The organism is Enterococcus massiliensis (assembly GCF_001050095.1).
GTDB classification, from domain to species: Bacteria; Bacillota; Bacilli; order Lactobacillales; family Enterococcaceae; genus Enterococcus_C; species Enterococcus_C songbeiensis.
Map to the genome: position 1 here is coordinate 660,242 of NZ_CVRN01000007.1, position 16,012 is coordinate 676,253.

19 protein-coding genes are annotated in these 16,012 nt (G+C 40.7%); 18 read left to right on the forward strand and 1 reads right to left on the reverse strand.

The genetic code is table 11. From position 1 onward, the window contains the following. Window positions 1-127: 127 nt before the first annotated feature. From atpF to BN1875_RS10440, 6 genes are read left to right on the forward strand one after another with little or no spacing between them, the layout of a single operon-like run. Window positions 128-652, forward strand: a complete 525-nt coding sequence (gene atpF, locus BN1875_RS10415) for a F0F1 ATP synthase subunit B (RefSeq protein ID WP_048604775.1) — start codon at window positions 128-130, stop codon at window positions 650-652. Beyond that, window positions 639-1,184, forward strand: coding sequence for a F0F1 ATP synthase subunit delta (locus BN1875_RS10420; RefSeq protein WP_048604776.1), 546 nt, complete (start codon window positions 639-641; stop codon window positions 1,182-1,184). Before atpF ends, BN1875_RS10420 begins: the two co-directional genes overlap by 14 nt. A gap of 21 nt (window positions 1,185-1,205) precedes the next feature. Then, window positions 1,206-2,762, forward strand: a complete 1,557-nt coding sequence (atpA, locus tag BN1875_RS10425; RefSeq protein WP_048604777.1) for a F0F1 ATP synthase subunit alpha — start codon at window positions 1,206-1,208, stop codon at window positions 2,760-2,762. A gap of 14 nt (window positions 2,763-2,776) precedes the next feature. After that, on the forward strand, window positions 2,777-3,679 hold the full coding sequence (locus BN1875_RS10430; protein WP_048604778.1) for a F0F1 ATP synthase subunit gamma: 903 nt from the start codon (window positions 2,777-2,779) through the stop codon (window positions 3,677-3,679). Between the two features lie 26 nt (window positions 3,680-3,705). Then, a complete protein-coding gene (atpD, locus tag BN1875_RS10435) occupies window positions 3,706-5,112 on the forward strand; it encodes a F0F1 ATP synthase subunit beta (protein WP_048604779.1) in 1,407 nt (468 codons plus the stop codon). 13 nt (window positions 5,113-5,125) lie between these two features. Further along, window positions 5,126-5,548, forward strand: coding sequence for a F0F1 ATP synthase subunit epsilon (locus BN1875_RS10440; protein WP_048604780.1), 423 nt, complete (start codon window positions 5,126-5,128; stop codon window positions 5,546-5,548). A gap of 58 nt (window positions 5,549-5,606) precedes the next feature. Here the strand turns inward: BN1875_RS10440 and BN1875_RS10445 are convergent, their stop codons facing one another. Further along, window positions 5,607-6,251, reverse strand: coding sequence for an HI_0552 family protein (locus BN1875_RS10445; protein ID WP_048604781.1), 645 nt, complete (start codon window positions 6,249-6,251; stop codon window positions 5,607-5,609). Window positions 6,252-6,508: 257 nt separating this feature from the next. On the opposite strand from BN1875_RS10445, the gene BN1875_RS10450 reads away from it, so the two are divergent. The 12 genes from BN1875_RS10450 to BN1875_RS10495 all read left to right on the forward strand — a co-directional run bounded on the left by BN1875_RS10450 (window position 6,509) and on the right by BN1875_RS10495 (window position 16,011). Next, window positions 6,509-6,742 (forward strand): DUF1146 family protein, encoded by a 234-nt coding sequence (locus BN1875_RS10450; protein WP_048604782.1) that lies wholly within the window; start codon window positions 6,509-6,511, stop codon window positions 6,740-6,742. A 97-nt stretch (window positions 6,743-6,839) separates the two neighbouring features. Beyond that, on the forward strand, window positions 6,840-8,138 hold the full coding sequence (murA, locus tag BN1875_RS10455) for a UDP-N-acetylglucosamine 1-carboxyvinyltransferase (protein WP_048604783.1): 1,299 nt from the start codon (window positions 6,840-6,842) through the stop codon (window positions 8,136-8,138). Window positions 8,139-8,151: 13 nt separating this feature from the next. Next, a complete protein-coding gene (locus BN1875_RS13395; RefSeq protein ID WP_069959643.1) occupies window positions 8,152-8,328 on the forward strand; it encodes a DNA-directed RNA polymerase subunit beta in 177 nt (58 codons plus the stop codon). Between the two features lie 409 nt (window positions 8,329-8,737). Beyond that, a complete protein-coding gene (locus BN1875_RS10460; RefSeq protein WP_048604784.1) occupies window positions 8,738-9,424 on the forward strand; it encodes a 3D domain-containing protein in 687 nt (228 codons plus the stop codon). A gap of 127 nt (window positions 9,425-9,551) precedes the next feature. Further along, a complete protein-coding gene (yidD, locus tag BN1875_RS13560; RefSeq protein WP_082147279.1) occupies window positions 9,552-9,830 on the forward strand; it encodes a membrane protein insertion efficiency factor YidD in 279 nt (92 codons plus the stop codon). Window positions 9,831-9,846: 16 nt separating this feature from the next. Continuing rightward, on the forward strand, window positions 9,847-10,290 hold the full coding sequence (locus BN1875_RS10465; RefSeq protein WP_048604785.1) for a GNAT family N-acetyltransferase: 444 nt from the start codon (window positions 9,847-9,849) through the stop codon (window positions 10,288-10,290). Window positions 10,291-10,346: 56 nt separating this feature from the next. Further along, on the forward strand, window positions 10,347-11,225 hold the full coding sequence (locus tag BN1875_RS10470; RefSeq protein WP_048604786.1) for an ROK family protein: 879 nt from the start codon (window positions 10,347-10,349) through the stop codon (window positions 11,223-11,225). 202 nt (window positions 11,226-11,427) lie between these two features. Further along, window positions 11,428-12,609: an ABC transporter substrate-binding protein gene (locus tag BN1875_RS10475; protein ID WP_048604787.1), complete on the forward strand. Its 1,182-nt coding sequence runs from the start codon at window positions 11,428-11,430 to the stop codon at window positions 12,607-12,609. An 81-nt stretch (window positions 12,610-12,690) separates the two neighbouring features. Further along, window positions 12,691-13,569 (forward strand): branched-chain amino acid ABC transporter permease, encoded by an 879-nt coding sequence (locus BN1875_RS10480; RefSeq protein ID WP_048604788.1) that lies wholly within the window; start codon window positions 12,691-12,693, stop codon window positions 13,567-13,569. Between the two features lie 9 nt (window positions 13,570-13,578). Beyond that, on the forward strand, window positions 13,579-14,553 hold the full coding sequence (locus BN1875_RS10485; RefSeq protein WP_048605328.1) for a branched-chain amino acid ABC transporter permease: 975 nt from the start codon (window positions 13,579-13,581) through the stop codon (window positions 14,551-14,553). Then, the gene (locus BN1875_RS10490) at window positions 14,534-15,310 is read left to right on the forward strand and encodes an ABC transporter ATP-binding protein (RefSeq protein WP_048604789.1); all 777 of its coding nucleotides are present in this window, start codon (window positions 14,534-14,536) and stop codon (window positions 15,308-15,310) included. Before BN1875_RS10485 ends, BN1875_RS10490 begins: the two co-directional genes overlap by 20 nt. Continuing rightward, a complete protein-coding gene (locus tag BN1875_RS10495; RefSeq protein WP_048604790.1) occupies window positions 15,310-16,011 on the forward strand; it encodes an ABC transporter ATP-binding protein in 702 nt (233 codons plus the stop codon). Before BN1875_RS10490 ends, BN1875_RS10495 begins: the two co-directional genes overlap by 1 nt. The last annotated feature ends 1 nt before the right edge of the window (window position 16,012 follow it).

The window sequence follows — 16,012 nt, forward strand, 5'->3', positions numbered from 1 at the left end:
ACCTGAATATGAACAAGGATGTCAGTTCCACTTTTTTTTAAGAAGTCTAGTGGAATGATATACGGCGTGAAAATGGAAAGAAATTTGAAAAAATTTCCTACCTGAATATGAACAAGGAGATACGCTTATGCTAAATCAGCTGGTACTTGCGGAAGTCCAAAATACAATGCTTGGTAATATAATCACTGTAAGTGGAGCTTTCGTTATTTTACTCGCGCTGTTGAAACACTTCGCTTGGAGTGCAATAGCCGATTTAATGAAAAAAAGAGAAGATAAGATCGCCAATGATTTAGATTCAGCAGAAGAATCGCGGATTAATGCTGCTAAACTTGAAGAGAAGCGTCAGACACAATTGATGAGTTCTCGTTCAGAAGCCGCTGAAATCATCAAAAACGCGAAAGATAGTGGAGAATTGAGCCGTCAAAATATTTTAAATGAAACCAAAGACGAAGTGATCCGCCTAAAAGAAAAGGCAAAATCCGATATCTCTTTGGAAAAAGAAACAGCTTTAAATGCGGTGAAAGACGACGTTACGACGCTTTCTTTGCAAATAGCTGAAAAAATATTAAACAAAGAGCTTTCTCCTGAAATGCATGAATCTTTAATCAATCAATACATTGAAAGTCTAGGATCATCTAATGAAACTAGATAAATTCACAGTTGGTAAACGTTATGGCAGAGCGCTGTTTGAACTGGCGGTCGAAGAACAGCAGTCAGAAACTGTTTATCAAGAACTTGTATCGTTACGCAATGTTTTTCAAGAAATTCCGGATCTGGGTAATATTCTGAGTGATGTCCGTTTGGATTTAACTAGTAAACGTACGATCATGGAGCAAATCCTTCAAGAATACAATGGGATCGTTAAGAATTTTCTCGAAGTCGTTTACCGCTACAATCGCATGGATGATCTTATCTTGATTATCGATGAATATGAGCGTCGGTATAACGAAGCAAAAAATGTGATCTCAGGAACCATCACGACTGCCGTAAAATTAACTGAGAAGCAAAAAGCGCAAGTAGCGGTGAAAATCGCTCAGCGTCTTGGTTATGAAAAAGCGGAGTTGACGGAGCGTGTTGATCCAGAAATAATCGGCGGTGTGATCGTTGAGGCAAACCATCAAGTCATTGATGGCAGCATCAGAAACCGTTTGGAAGGTTTGCGCACCCAATTACGCAAACAATAGATATGTAAAGAGGTGAATCGAATGGCCATCAAAGCTGAAGAAATCAGTGCCTTGATCAAAGAACAAATCAAAAATTTTCAAAGCGAATTAACAGTTGAAGAAATCGGTACCGTGACCTATGTCGGAGACGGTATTGCTCGGGCTCACGGTCTTGAAAATGCCATGAGTGGAGAACTGCTTGAATTCTCAAACGGTTCTTACGGTATGGCACAAAACTTAGAAACAAACGATGTCGGGATCATTATCCTTGGAGATTTTGAAACCATTCGTGAAGGTGATAAAGTAAAACGAACTGGAAAAATCATGGAAGTTCCTGTTGGGGAAGCGATGATTGGACGAGTCGTTAATCCATTAGGACAACCTATTGATGGATTAGGAGCAATCAATACGGACAAATCACGTCCAGTGGAAGCTTCAGCACCAGGCGTTATGCAACGGAAATCCGTTTCTGAACCAATGCAAACTGGGCTGAAAGCCATTGATGCCCTTGTACCAATCGGTCGTGGACAACGGGAGTTAGTCATCGGTGACCGGAAAACCGGGAAAACGTCGATTGCTGTAGATACAATCATCAACCAAAAAGGTCAAAATATGATTTGTATTTATGTTGCAATCGGTCAAAAGGATTCAACGGTTCGGGCACAAGTCGAAACATTGCGCAAATTTGGTGCAATGGATTATACGATCGTGGTCGCTGCCGGGGCATCTCAACCAGCACCGTTACTTTATATCGCTCCATATGCAGGTACTGCAATGGGTGAAGAATTTATGTATAACGGCAAGCATGTCTTAATTGTCTTTGATGACTTGTCAAAACAAGCGGTCGCTTATCGTGAACTTTCGTTGCTGTTACGTCGGCCACCAGGTCGTGAAGCATATCCAGGGGATGTTTTCTATCTGCATTCTCGTCTATTGGAGCGTGCTGCAAAATTGAGTGATGAATTAGGCGGTGGTTCAATGACTGCCTTGCCATTTGTTGAAACACAAGCAGGAGACATTTCTGCCTATATTCCAACCAACGTAATTTCTATTACAGATGGACAAATTTTCTTAGAAAGTGATTTGTTCTATTCAGGTGTTCGACCTGCCGTAGATGCTGGATTGTCCGTTTCACGTGTAGGGGGCTCCGCGCAAATCAAAGCAATGAAAAAAGTTGCCGGTACATTGCGTTTGGACTTAGCCAGCTATCGTGAACTAGAAGCCTTCACACAGTTTGGTTCTGATTTGGATGCTGCAACGCAAGCCAAATTAAATCGTGGACGTCGAACAGTAGAAATTTTAAAACAAAAATTGCATGCACCACTTGCTGTTGAAAAACAAGTCATCATTTTGTATGCACTGACACATGGATTTATTGACAGTATTCCAGTGGGAAGTATTTTGGATTTTGAAGAATCACTTTTTGAATATTTAGATGCCAACCATCCAAATATTTTCGAAACGATTCGTGAAACCAAAGATTTACCAGCAGAAGAAACCATCGATGCAGCCATCAAAGAAGCAAAAGAAATCTTTATGGCATCAAATGCGAATACCTCTTCTGCACAGGAAAAAATGTCAACAATCGAACATTCGTAAAGAGGTGAATAAACATGGGTGCTTCTCTAAATGAAATCAAGCAACGCATTGCTTCTACTAAGAAGACCAGTCAAATCACCAACGCCATGCAAATGGTCTCTGCTGCAAAATTGACGAAATCAGAAGCTCACTCGAAGCAATTTCAGGTGTATGCTTCAAAAGTCCGGGAAGTCGTAACCCATTTAACTGCCAGTCAAATCACTGACATCAATAAGGAAACGAATAAAGAAGGTCTTGATTTCAACAGCATGCTGATCAGTCGTCCGGTTCAAAAGACTGGTTATATCGTGATTACATCCGATGGAGGATTAGTAGGCGGTTATAACAGCTCGATCTTGAAACAAATGATGACGATGCTGGCAGATGACCATAAATCTCCAGATGAGTATGTCATGATCGCAATTGGCGGAACAGGTGCAGATTTTTTCAAAACGCGAGGCGTCAATCTTGCTTATGAATTGCGGAATCTTTCGGATCAGCCTAGCTTTGAAGAAGTACGTAAAATCGTGACAATGGCAACAACAATGTATCAAAATGAAGTTTTTGATGAATTGTATGTTTGTTACAATCACCACATCAACTCATTGACCAGTCAGTTTCGGGTAGAAAAAATGCTGCCCATCACTGATTTAGATCCAGAAGAAGCACAAACCTATGAGCAAGAATATATGTTTGAACCTTCGAAAGAGGACATCTTAGACCAATTACTTCCACAATATGCGGAAAGTTTGATCTATGGGGCGATCGTTGATGCAAAAACTGCAGAACATGCTGCTGGAATGACCGCAATGAAAACAGCAACAGATAATGCAAAAAATATTATTGATGATTTGACGATTTCTTATAATCGCGCACGTCAAGGGGCAATTACCCAAGAAATTACCGAAATTGTCGGCGGTGCCTCCGCACTAGAATAATTTCGAGAATGAATGGAGGAAAACAAATGAGTTCAGGCAAGATTGTTCAAGTAATCGGTCCCGTTGTTGACGTGGAATTCTCGTTAGATCAATCCTTACCAGATATTAACAACGCATTAGTTGTTTACAAGAATGACGAACAAAAAACAAAAGTCGTTTTAGAAGCTGCCTTGGAACTTGGCGATGGTGTCATCCGAACTATCGCTATGGAATCGACAGACGGCTTGCAACGGGGAACGGAAGTCATCGACACAGGTAGTTCGATTTCTGTACCAGTTGGGAAAGAGACTCTAGGTCGTGTATTCAATGTTTTAGGAAATACGATCGATTTGGAAGAACCATTTCCTGAAGATGCAAAACGCAGCGGAATCCACAAAAAAGCGCCAGATTTTGACGAATTGAGCACAAGTACCGAAATTTTAGAAACAGGAATCAAGGTCATTGATTTACTTGCTCCTTATCTAAAAGGTGGGAAAGTTGGTTTGTTCGGTGGTGCTGGTGTTGGTAAAACCGTTTTGATCCAAGAATTAATCCACAATATCGCGCAAGAACATGGTGGTATCTCCGTGTTTACCGGTGTTGGGGAACGAACTCGTGAAGGAAATGACCTTTACTTTGAAATGAAAGAATCCGGCGTTATCGAAAAAACCGCCATGGTGTTCGGACAAATGAATGAGCCACCTGGTGCCCGGATGCGGGTTGCGTTGACCGGCTTGACGATTGCGGAATATTTCCGTGATGTAGAAGGCCAAGATGTGCTGCTCTTTATTGATAATATTTTCCGTTTTACTCAAGCTGGTTCAGAAGTTTCTGCATTGCTAGGTCGGATGCCATCTGCCGTTGGGTATCAACCAACGCTGGCAACTGAAATGGGGCAACTGCAAGAACGGATTACTTCAACGAAAAAAGGTTCCATTACATCCATTCAAGCAATTTATGTTCCTGCCGATGACTATACGGACCCTGCACCGGCAACGGCTTTTGCCCATTTGGATGCAACAACCAACTTGGAACGTAAATTAACTGAAATCGGGATTTATCCTGCGGTTGATCCATTGGCATCTTCTTCAGGTGCTTTGGCTCCGGAAATTGTTGGAGAATTGCATTATCAAGTAGCGACAGAAGTACAGCACGTACTGCAACGCTATCGTGAATTACAAGACATCATCGCTATTTTAGGGATGGACGAATTATCCGATGAAGAAAAAACATTGGTTGCTCGTGCGCGGAGAATTCAATTCTTCCTTTCACAAAACTTCCATGTGGCTGAAGAATTTACCGGATTACCGGGCTCTTATGTTCCGGTTGCCGATACAATCAAAGGATTTAAAGCTATTTTAGACGGTAAATATGATGATCTTCCAGAAGAAGCCTTCCGAAATGTAGGACGAATCGAAGAAGCGGCTGAAAAAGCTAAGAAATTAGGTTACTAGAAAGGGGTGCCCCATGGATAACTATTTGACAGTTAATGTGGTAACTCCGGCTGGACTCGTTTATGATCACCATGCAAAAATCGTTGTGGCGAATACCTCTAACGGTGAGATTGGGATCATGGCAAAACACGCACCAATCATCGTGCCTTTGAAAATCGATGAAGTTCGTGTCAAGCGAACAGATTCTGATACGCACGTAGACTGGATTGCAGTGAATGGCGGCATTATGGAAGTTCGAGACAATATCGTTTCCATTATTGCTGATAGTGCCGAACGAGAACGGGACATTGATGTACCTCGTGCTGAACGAGCAAAACAACGTGCAGAAAAACTGATTGAAGAAGCCAAGCAAGTTGAAGATGTCGACCAATTACGACGGGCGACAGTCGCATTGCACCGCGCAATCAATCGGATCAATGTTTCAAAACACGGCTGATTTCTAAAAAAGCCTACTCACTAAGGGATTTCCTTTCGTGAGTAGGCTTTTTGCGATTTTAATCGACTAATTTTTGGTAAAGAGGGTACAACTCTGTTAAATAGGTTGCAATTTTCTGTTCGACGTTTTTGATTTCACCAGCGGGAAGTTGCACACCTAGTTGGAAAGTGGATGCTTCCAATCCTTGGGTAAATTTTTGTTGCCGCTGTGTCAAAGCAAGGTAATCGGCTAAGGGAAGATGATCGTTTAATTCAGACTCTTCATTGGACCAAATAAAATAAGTTGTTTCATCAATCGTTTTACTCCAATCAGTTAATTCTTCTAAAAGCTGATTGTAGCGTTTTTTTGAGAGTTGCTTTTCATCACTCTTATAATGCTGATACATTAAATAGATTTGCAGGTTCTTTTTATTCAAAAGAACAGCAAGACAAGGGGCTTGTTTGAGTCGATCGGCGCCACGTAATGCACACCAGAAATGATTCCGCAAATTCCAACCATTCGTCCAACTTTCGATTTTTGGTTTTCCCAATTCGACAGTCAGTAATTCCTTACTGGCCAAATTGACCTCCTTCCATTTATCCCAGACCGTTTTATACTCATTTTTCAGCTGTTCAATCTCAGCTTCTGTATAGGTAAGTTTCAATTGTTTGAAAGCAAAAGTTTCACGATCAAATAACTGAAAATCTTGATTTGTCAATTCCATAAACTCAGTTCCTTTCACTTTAGGTGCCTTTTTATTATAACAATTTTTACTCTAGGAGGGAAAAGATTATAAAAAAATGATAGATTCCAATAATTAGAAAGCTTTTTTTTTGAATAAAACGCGGAATCTCGGGTTTTTCTTCAAAAAAGACTTTTAAAAAACCGTTTAAAGACTGAAAAAGTGAAAAGTATTTTTTTTAATTCGTATTTTATGTTATTATTTATCTATCGTAAATTTTTTGAAAAAGGAGACAGAAAATGCAAGTTTATGGAATCGATGCAATCGTTCGAATCGTTAGTCATCTCGCATTTATTTATCTCGCTTTTTGGTCTTTACGTTCATTGCGGATCGAGACATTTTTTAAACCGCTGTATACCACACAAATTCGGATGGTCCTTGTGTTTATCGCTATTGCACTTGGGTATGGCGCAAGTTCCTTTTTTTTGGAGCTGATGGCGTTAGTCAGAAATCTCTTTTTGATGATTCAGTAATCGATTAAAAAGGGTCCTTTTCGTTGGTAATTGTGGTATAATAAAAAAGATTTTGAGTGAAATAATTCGCTCAGAGCATATTCTGGAGGGAATTTTAATGGAAGAAATTATTGTTCAAGGCGGGAATCAACTACGAGGAACAGTAAAAATCGAAGGTGCGAAAAATGCCGTTTTGCCGATTTTGGCTGCAACGTTGCTGGCTGAAGAAGGCGTTACAACTTTAGATAATGTCCCTATTTTATCCGATGTTTTAACGATGAATGAAGTTATTCATCACCTAAATGCGGATGTTTTTTTTGATGAAGAAAAAAATCGAGTGACTGTTGATGCTTCACGGTCATTAAGTGTAGAAGCTCCTTATGAACTGGTTAGTCAAATGCGGGCCTCTATCGTAGTTATGGGGCCATTGTTGGCTCGTAATGGTCATGCGAAGGTTGCAATGCCAGGAGGATGTGCCATTGGTAAACGTCCGATTGACTTGCATTTAAAAGGATTCCAGGCGTTGGGTGCAAAGATTATCCAAAAAGATGGTTATATCGAAGCAATTGCCGATGAATTAGTTGGAAATATGATTTATTTGGATTTTCCAAGTGTTGGTGCAACGCAAAATATTATGATGGCAGCTGTCAAAGCAAAAGGAACGACAGTCATTGAAAACGTGGCTCGCGAACCAGAAATCGTTGACTTGGCTAATATCTTAAATAAAATGGGTGCACGAGTATATGGTGCAGGGACAGAAAAAATGCGAATCGAAGGTGTCGATCATCTTCATTCAGTAACCCACTCTATCGTTCAAGATCGAATTGAAGCAGGAACCTTCATGGTTGCAGCGGCGATGACGGAAGGAAATATCTTGATTCAAGATGGTATCTCTGAACACAACCGTCCATTGATTTCGAAATTATCTGAAATGGGTGCGCAAATCATTGAGGAAGAAGAAGGTTTGCGGGTAATCGGTCCGAAGCATATCAAACCTACTGATGTGAAGACGATGCCGCATCCAGGTTTTCCAACAGACATGCAGGCACAAATGACTGCAATCCAAATGTTGGCTGAAGGAACGAGCATCGTGACAGAAACAGTCTTCGAAAATCGTTTCCAACATCTGGAAGAAATGCGTAGAATGAATGCCCATGTGAAAATCGATGGAAATATTGCAGTAATCGAAGGCGGACATGCGTTGCAAGGCGCATTGGTGTATGCAACAGATTTACGCGCAGCAGCAGCGTTGATTTTATTAGGGCTACGTTCAACAGGAATAACTCGAGTTCGTAATTTGAAATACCTTGATCGTGGTTACTACAAATTCCATGAAAAATTAGAAAAATTAGGTGCGAATGTGGAACGGGTCGCTGTGGAAGGAACATCTGCCAAAGCTCCAGTTACAAACGCATAAGGGAAGTGCATGAATGAGGACGAATCGGTATGTCTTAACAACGTTGATCAAGATATTTCTTGTCATTTTGCTGGCATTTATTCTTTTTATTGTCGGTACGATGATTGGCTATGGCGTCATCGGTGATGGAATGCCCCTGAAGGTCTTCAATCCGCAATTATGGACGCACATTCTTGACTTTATGAAATAATTTTATCCTTTGAAAGGGCTAGACAGTTTTACTGTCTGGCTCTTTTTGTGAAGAAATCGTTTTATTCTTCTGACTTATTTGTAAAAAATATGTAATATTGGCGTTTTTAAAGGGATTTTTTAGAAAATGAAGGTCAATATTGGTCTAAATTTTCCTTTTTTGAATTGTTTCGTCGTTGAATAATAATCTTCTTTATTTTTAATTTTTTTTGTTTTTTTCCTGTTATAATGCTTTTTGTTTATGGTACGATTCTCATTTTCATGAAAGAGCACTGAGAATATTTCTTTTATGACATTTTAGAAAAGGGTTTCATCATTTGTGTTAATGAGCCTTAATATCCTCGTAACCTACGACTGTTTCTTCCATGCTAAGATACATCTCGTACGAAATTAGGAGGAAAATATTAACTATGAAGACACGTTTAATTCCTGTTATGATGACTGCAGCCGTATTAGCAATCGGAAATATTTTACCGGTATACGCTGCTGAAACCCAAGATGAAAAAACAACCATTGATACAGAGATTGTATCAAATGATTCTGCAAAAGAATTATCCAGCTCTTTACTGGCGTTGACTGCAAATGGCGAAGCCGTGGCTGCAGTGAAAGCTGATATTGCAGCAAAAGAAAAAGCCGCAGCTGAAAAAGCGGCAAAAGAAAAAGCTGCAAAGGAAAAGGCAGCGAAAGAAAAAGCCGCAGCCGAAAAAGCTGCGAAGGAAAAAGCAGAACAGGCCGCAAAAGAACAGGCCGCGGAAGAAGCAAAGGCTGCCGAGGAAGCAGCGGCAGAAGAAAGCCAACCAAGTGGTCAAACAATGGTTATGGAATCAACTGCGTACAGTTCTGACCCGGCGGATGCTTTAGGCGGAGGAACCGTAACAGCAACGGGACAAAATCTACTAGAAAATCCAATGGCGGTTGCAGTAGATCCCAGCGTAATTCCTTTAGGGACTCGTCTTTATGTGGAAGGCTATGGGGAAGCTTATGCGGTAGATACTGGTTCAGCGATTCAAGGAAATATTATTGATGTCCACTTTCCAACAGCCGCAGAGTGTAACTCCTGGGGTCGTCGCCAAGTGACAGTAACCATTTTGAGCTAACAATCAAAAGGATGAAAGTCTCAGTTAAAAGCTGAGGCTTTTTTTGTTTAGAATTTCAGAAGGAACGTGTTTAGGACTTGTTTCTCTTTAGAAAACAAGGTATAGTTTTTTTGAAAGAAGGGAAGAAATGACAGGCTTTTTGATTTTATTGGTACGAGGCTATCAGCGCTTTATTTCGCCACTGTTTCCTCCTAGATGCCGTTACTATCCCACCTGTTCCGGTTATACACTTCAGGCGCTCAGGGTTCATGGTGGGCTAAAGGGCAGTTTGATGGGGATAGCACGAATCCTTCGTTGCCATCCATTTGTCAAAGGCGGAATCGATTATGTACCCACAAAATTTACACTAAAGCGTAATACCAGTGATAAAATTCAACCGGTTTATACTTATAAAAGAAAGAAATGATTTAAAGGGAGAAAAAATGATTCGAAGATTGAAGGATTCTGAGGAACTTCCTTGGGCGTTGCTGCTGGAGGCCGATCCTGATCGGGGAATGGTCGAAGGCTATCTTTCTGACAGCCAGATCTTGGTTTATGCAGAAACGAAGATTATTGGGATCATTGTTTTTCAAGAAAGGTCGGAATGGGAGATTTTAAATCTGTCAGTAGCTTCAGACCACGAGGGAAAAGGGATCGGTGGCAAATTGTTGGAGGCAAGCTTTCAACAGATGCGCAAGCAAGCACCATTAAAAGAGGTTCTTATCAAAACAGGTGACTTGTCGTCACCAGCACTGCATCTTTATAGGAAGAAAAAGTTTCAGCAAAAAGCAATTATTCAAGATTATTTTGTCACTCATTATTCTGAACCAATTTACGAAAATGGGGAACGATTGCGAAATCAAGTGATTTTATCACGGAAACTTTGAAATTTTTTTGACAATCAAGCGTAACCGCTTACTAAAAAAGAGAGGGTTTTTTTATTATGGGAATTTTGGTATTTGATTTTGGAGGATCAGCAGTAAAATATGGTTATTGGACTGGGGAGAAATTGAGTCGTGTCGACCAATTTCCAACTCCTGCCACATGGGATGAAATGAAAGAAAAATTAAAGGAAGTGCAGGAACAAGCCACGGAAAAAATTACAGGTGTCGGTATCTCTGCACCAGGTGTGGTGAACGTTGATTTGCAACGAATTGATGGCATCAGTGCGATTCCTTATATTCATGGGTTCAATATTTTTGATGAGTTGGCTGGTTTGTTCCGTTTACCAGTGACGATTGAAAATGATGCCAACTGTGCCGGAATGGCGGAATTTTATAACGGAGCGGGCAAAGATTATCAAAATGTCGCCTTTGTCGTAATTGGAACTGGAGTAGGGGGTGCTTTGTTTACTAAAGGACAAATTACTAAAGGTGCCCATTTATATGGTGGAGAATTTGGGCTGATGTATCTTGATAACGGCAAAACTTTTTCAAAATTAGGAACTGCAGTTCAAATGGCTTGGCGCTATTGTGATCGCATGGGACTTGAACGAACAGCTAAGAGTGGTAAGGATGTTTTTGATTTAGCTGAGCAGGGAGATCTGGTTGCTCAAGAAGAGGTCAATCGATTTTATGATTATTTGACTCAGGGCTTGTTCAGTATCCAGTTTGCTTTTGATCCGGAAGTAATTATTTTAGGCGGAGGTGTCAGCGCCAAGGAAGGCCTCGTAGATGAAATCAATCAACGGATGTTAAAAAAATTAGAGGAACAGGGCTTGAAAGATTTTGTACCGGAAATTCTTCTTTGCGAATACCGCAATGATGCCAATCTTGTAGGAGCGGCGGCCAACTTCTATGCCCGTCAACAAGGAGAAGCGTAACAAAGGAACAGTTGTTTCAGAGAAATCTGCGACAACTGTTTTTTGTTTGTATAAATGTGCTGTTGATGATAATATCATTAGTGTAACCTAATCTTTTGTGCTATTCAGAAAAAAATAAATATTCTGAAAATTCATTGACTTTTCCGAAAATTTTCAGTATATTGGTTAACATATTCAAGGGAGAAATGGGAGGTTGATTTTTATGAAAAAGAAATTGGTATTTTTGGCGGCGGCTTTTTTATTAAGTGCTTGTAGCGCTGCACCAAAAGCAGATAATAGCGCTGGCGGATCAGGCGGCGGAAACAAACAAGAAGGTGACACGATTAAAATCGGCGTGAACTTGGAATTGTCAGGTTCGGTTGCTGCGTATGGCAGTGCTGAAAAACAAGGAATCGATCTTGCCGTTGAGACCATCAATGCGGATGGCGGGGTATTAGGAAAGAAATTAGAAATTGTTGAAAAAGACAACAAATCAGATAATAACGAAGCTGGAACCGTTGCGGCAAATCTTACAACGAATAGTAAAGTTGTCGCAATGATTGGACCTGCGACTTCCGGTGCCACAAAATCGGCGCTGCCAAGTGCTACAGATGCACAGGTGCCGTTAATTACACCATCTGGAACGGATGATTCCATCACACTTTCTGGTGATGAGGTACAAAAATATGGCTTCCGTTCTTGTTTCCAAGATAGCTTCCAAGGAAAAATCTTGGCAAAATATGCTAACGATACTATGAAAGCTGATAAAGCAGTTATTTTAGGAGATAATTCCAGCGATTATGCAACTGGGTTGTCAAAAGCATTTAAAGAAGAATATACCGGCGATATTGTAATGGAAGAAAACTTTACCGCTGGCGACAAAGATTTCCAAGCAGTTCTGACAAAAATTAAAAAAGAAGACTTTAATGTTTTGTTTGTTCCAGGTTATTATGCAGAAGATGGTCTGATCATCAAACAAGCTCGGGAAATGGGTATCACCCAACCAATCATCGGAGCCGATGGTTTTGGGGATGCGAAACTTGTTGAAATTGCCGGTGCTGAAAATGTGACGGATGTTTATTATACCGCCCACTTCTCAACCAAAGCCCCAGCAACAGACAAAGTGGAACCTTTTATCAAAGCCTTCAAAGAAAAATACAATGAAGAACCTTCGCAATTTTCTGCCTTGGCCTATGACGCGGTTTATATGCTGAAACAAGCAATGGAAGATCAAGATTCTGCTGATTCAGACAAAATTACGACTGGACTTGCTGAATTGAAAGACTTCGTTGGTGTTACCGGGAATATCTCAATGGACGAAAACCACAATCCAGAAAAAGCAGCGGTCGTTTTGGGTATGACGGAAGGAAAAGAAACTTCTGCTGAAGCAGTAACGTTGGATTAGTAATGAACAAAACAAATGAACTGAGAAAAGGTGGAGGCAGCTCCACCTTTTTTACAAAACAGATAGGGTGGATGTGATGAAATGGAAACAATGATCCAACAATTAATCAATGGATTGTTTTTGGGAAGTATTTATGCTTTGTTGGCACTAGGCTATACAATGGTTTACGGGATTATCAAATTAATCAACTTTGCGCATGGCGAAGTGTATATGATTGGGAGTTTTATTGGCTACTTTTTGATCAATCAATTAAAGTTGGGCTTTTTTCCAGCCTTGATTCTTTCTATGATTGTCTGCGGAATTTTAGGTGTGACCATTGAATTTTTGGCCTATCGTCCCTTGCGAAAATCGACGCGGATCTCGGCATTGATCACAGCAATCGGTGTTTCTTTTTTGTTGCAAAATGTCATGACGTACTTTTTTTCCGCTAACACACGCTCTTTTCCGCAAGTGATTGAACGAAAGACCTATCAATTAGGCTTTATCGAAGTGAGCAATATTCAATTATTGATTTTATTTATCTCGTTGTTTTTAATGATTTTACTACAAGTCATCGTCAAAAAAACTCGGATGGGAAAAGCGATGCGGGCAGTGAGTGTTGATCCGGATGCAGCGCAATTGATGGGCATCAATGTGAATCGAACAATTTCCTTTACCTTTGCACTAGGTTCAGCGCTGGCGGCAGCTGGCGGTATGCTGATTGGACTTTACTACAATTCAATTGATCCATTGATGGGAGTTGTTCCCGGGCTGAAATCCTTCGTAGCGGCGGTTCTGGGAGGAATTGGAATTATTCCTGGTGCTGCGCTTGGGGGCTTTGTCATTGGACTGATTGAAACGATTGCGACAGCTCTTGGCTTTTCCGACTTTAAAGATGCTATTGTTTATATCGTTTTGATTTTGATTCTGCTGATTCGTCCGGCCGGTATTTTAGGGAAAAATATCAAAGAGAAAGTGTAGGTGTCAACCATGAAAAAAAATCTGAAATATAATTTAGGTTGGTTGGCGGTTGCGCTGCTGATCTATGGCGTTTTATTGGCTCTTTATAATGGTGGAATTATCACGCTGTTTACGAATCGAATCATCGTGAATATCGGAATTAATATCATTTTAGCTGTTGGATTGAACTTGATTATCGGATTTTCTGGGCAGTTTTCTTTAGGTCATGCGGGATTTATGGCGATCGGTGCCTATTCCGGGGCGATTATGGCAATCAATAATCCAACCTATCTTGGCTTTTTCTCAGGAATGCTGGTGGGGACGGTGATTTCTGGTATCGTTGCGGTAGTGGTCGGGATTCCCACCCTGCGCTTAAAAGGCGATTATCTTGCGATAGCGACATTGGGAATTGCGGAAATTATCCGAATCTTGATTGTCAACATGTCGGATCTCACAAAAGGTGCCGCTGGAATTTTTGGGATTTTGCCTTTTACAAGTTGGGAAATGGTGTATCTCTTTACCGTCCTAACGATTATCGTGGTAGCTAACTTTGTTCATAGTGGGCCGGGTCGGGCGACATTAGCGGTTCGTGAAGATGAAATTGCTGCGGAATCAATGGGTGTCAACACGACGAAATACAAAGTAGTAGCGTTTGTCGTCGGCGCTGTCACCGCTAGTATTGCCGGTACCTTGTTTGCCGGATTTCAACAATCAGTTTTTCCAAAAGATTATGGTTTTATGAAATCAATCGATATTTTGATTATCGTCGTCTTCGGCGGAATGGGCAGTACTACGGGAGCTGTTGTTTCGGCTGTCGTGTTGGGAATTTTGAATATGTTCCTGCAAGACTTCGGTGTTTTACGAATGATTATTTATGCCTTAGCGTTAGTCATCATTATGATTTTTAAACCAGGTGGGCTATTAGGCACTTGGGAATTCTCTGTGAAACGGATAATGAATAAATTTAAGAGAGGAGATGATTCAGATGCCTCTGTTGGACGTTAAAAATTTGACAAAAAACTTTGGTGGACTTGCAGCTGTCTCCCATGTCAGCATGTATTTAGAAACCAATGAACTTGTGGGCTTGATCGGTCCAAATGGTGCGGGGAAAACCACTCTTTTCAATCTTTTGACGGGTGTTTATGAACCCAGTGAAGGTGATGTGTTGCTGGATCATCAAGGAACAATGGAACGATTGAATGGGATCAAGCCGTATCGTGTAGCTGAAAAAGGTATGAGCCGTACGTTTCAAAATATTCGTTTGTTCAAAGAATTGACTGTGATGGAAAATGTGTTGATCGCCATGAACGGCAAACATCAGGTCAACTTTTTCACAAGTATTTTTCGTTTGCCAAAATTTTATAAAAATGAAGAAAAATTGCATCAAAAGGCATTGGAGCTGTTGGCAATTTTTGGATTGGAAAAAAAAGCCGATACATTGGCAAAAAATATGCCTTATGGGGAACAGCGTCGCTTAGAAATCGTGCGGGCATTGGCAACGGAACCTAAAGTATTGTTTCTTGACGAACCGGCAGCCGGCATGAATCCACAAGAAACCGCAGAATTAACCGAATTGATCCGTAAGATTCAACAAGATTTTCAATTGACGATTTTATTGATTGAACATGACATGAGTCTGGTTATGGAAGTCTGTGAGCGAATCTATGTACTGGAATATGGACAAGTGATTGCAGAAGGTGATCCAGAGGCCATCAAATCAAATCCGCGAGTAATCGAAGCGTATCTGGGAGGCGAAATGTAATGCTAAAGGTTGAAAATTTATCGGTTCATTATGGGATGATCCAGGCGGTGCATGACGTTTCCTTTGAAGTAAAAAAAGGCGAAATCGTTTCGCTAATCGGTGCAAATGGTGCTGGCAAGACAACGATTTTACGAACGATCTCCGGTTTGATTCGTCCTTCCAATGGAACGATTTTATTTGAAGAAAAAAACATTGTCAAAGAAGCTCCGCAAAAGATTGTTGCGGAAGGCTTATCTCAGGTACCAGAGGGTCGCCACGTATTTTCCGGACTGACCGTTCAAGAAAATTTAGAGATGGGTGCTTTTTTACGGAAAGATAAAGAAGTTAAGCAGGATTATGAACAGGTATTTGAAAAATTTCCCGTCTTGAAGGAAAGAAGAACCCAAGACGCTTCTACTTTATCCGGTGGGGAACAACAAATGTTGGCAATGGGACGGGCATTGATGTCAAAACCCCGACTTCTTTTACTGGATGAACCATCTATGGGGTTGGCACCAATTTTTATCAAAGAAATCTTTTCCATCGTTCAAGAAATTCAACAGCAAGGTACAACGATTTTACTGATTGAACAAAATGCAAAAATGGCACTGTCCATTGCGGATCGCGGCTACGTTTTGGAAACAGGGAAAGTTGTTTTAGAAGGAACGGGGCAAGAACTTTTAGCTAGTGAAGCAGTGAAGAAAGCTTATTTGGGAGGGTAAA

What these genes read in the sequence shown, in the direction of transcription:
- BN1875_RS10475 (WP_048604787.1), top strand. Translation starts at nt 11,428, where the DNA reads ATGAAAAAGAAATTGGTATTTTTGGCGGCGGCTTTTTTATTAAGTGCT.
- BN1875_RS10445 (WP_048604781.1), bottom strand. Translation starts at nt 6,251, where the DNA reads ATGGAATTGACAAATCAAGATTTTCAGTTATTTGATCGTGAAACTTTT.
- BN1875_RS10450 (WP_048604782.1), top strand. Translation starts at nt 6,509, where the DNA reads ATGCAAGTTTATGGAATCGATGCAATCGTTCGAATCGTTAGTCATCTC.
- murA (WP_048604783.1), top strand. Translation starts at nt 6,840, where the DNA reads ATGGAAGAAATTATTGTTCAAGGCGGGAATCAACTACGAGGAACAGTA.
- BN1875_RS13395 (WP_069959643.1), top strand. Translation starts at nt 8,152, where the DNA reads ATGAGGACGAATCGGTATGTCTTAACAACGTTGATCAAGATATTTCTT.
- BN1875_RS10495 (WP_048604790.1), top strand. Translation starts at nt 15,310, where the DNA reads ATGCTAAAGGTTGAAAATTTATCGGTTCATTATGGGATGATCCAGGCG.
- BN1875_RS10460 (WP_048604784.1), top strand. Translation starts at nt 8,738, where the DNA reads ATGAAGACACGTTTAATTCCTGTTATGATGACTGCAGCCGTATTAGCA.
- atpF (WP_048604775.1), top strand. Translation starts at nt 128, where the DNA reads ATGCTAAATCAGCTGGTACTTGCGGAAGTCCAAAATACAATGCTTGGT.
- BN1875_RS10440 (WP_048604780.1), top strand. Translation starts at nt 5,126, where the DNA reads ATGGATAACTATTTGACAGTTAATGTGGTAACTCCGGCTGGACTCGTT.
- BN1875_RS10465 (WP_048604785.1), top strand. Translation starts at nt 9,847, where the DNA reads ATGATTCGAAGATTGAAGGATTCTGAGGAACTTCCTTGGGCGTTGCTG.
- BN1875_RS10490 (WP_048604789.1), top strand. Translation starts at nt 14,534, where the DNA reads ATGCCTCTGTTGGACGTTAAAAATTTGACAAAAAACTTTGGTGGACTT.
- atpD (WP_048604779.1), top strand. Translation starts at nt 3,706, where the DNA reads ATGAGTTCAGGCAAGATTGTTCAAGTAATCGGTCCCGTTGTTGACGTG.
- atpA (WP_048604777.1), top strand. Translation starts at nt 1,206, where the DNA reads ATGGCCATCAAAGCTGAAGAAATCAGTGCCTTGATCAAAGAACAAATC.
- BN1875_RS10480 (WP_048604788.1), top strand. Translation starts at nt 12,691, where the DNA reads ATGGAAACAATGATCCAACAATTAATCAATGGATTGTTTTTGGGAAGT.
- BN1875_RS10470 (WP_048604786.1), top strand. Translation starts at nt 10,347, where the DNA reads ATGGGAATTTTGGTATTTGATTTTGGAGGATCAGCAGTAAAATATGGT.
- BN1875_RS10485 (WP_048605328.1), top strand. Translation starts at nt 13,579, where the DNA reads ATGAAAAAAAATCTGAAATATAATTTAGGTTGGTTGGCGGTTGCGCTG.
- BN1875_RS10430 (WP_048604778.1), top strand. Translation starts at nt 2,777, where the DNA reads ATGGGTGCTTCTCTAAATGAAATCAAGCAACGCATTGCTTCTACTAAG.
- yidD (WP_082147279.1), top strand. Translation starts at nt 9,552, where the DNA reads ATGACAGGCTTTTTGATTTTATTGGTACGAGGCTATCAGCGCTTTATT.
- BN1875_RS10420 (WP_048604776.1), top strand. Translation starts at nt 639, where the DNA reads ATGAAACTAGATAAATTCACAGTTGGTAAACGTTATGGCAGAGCGCTG.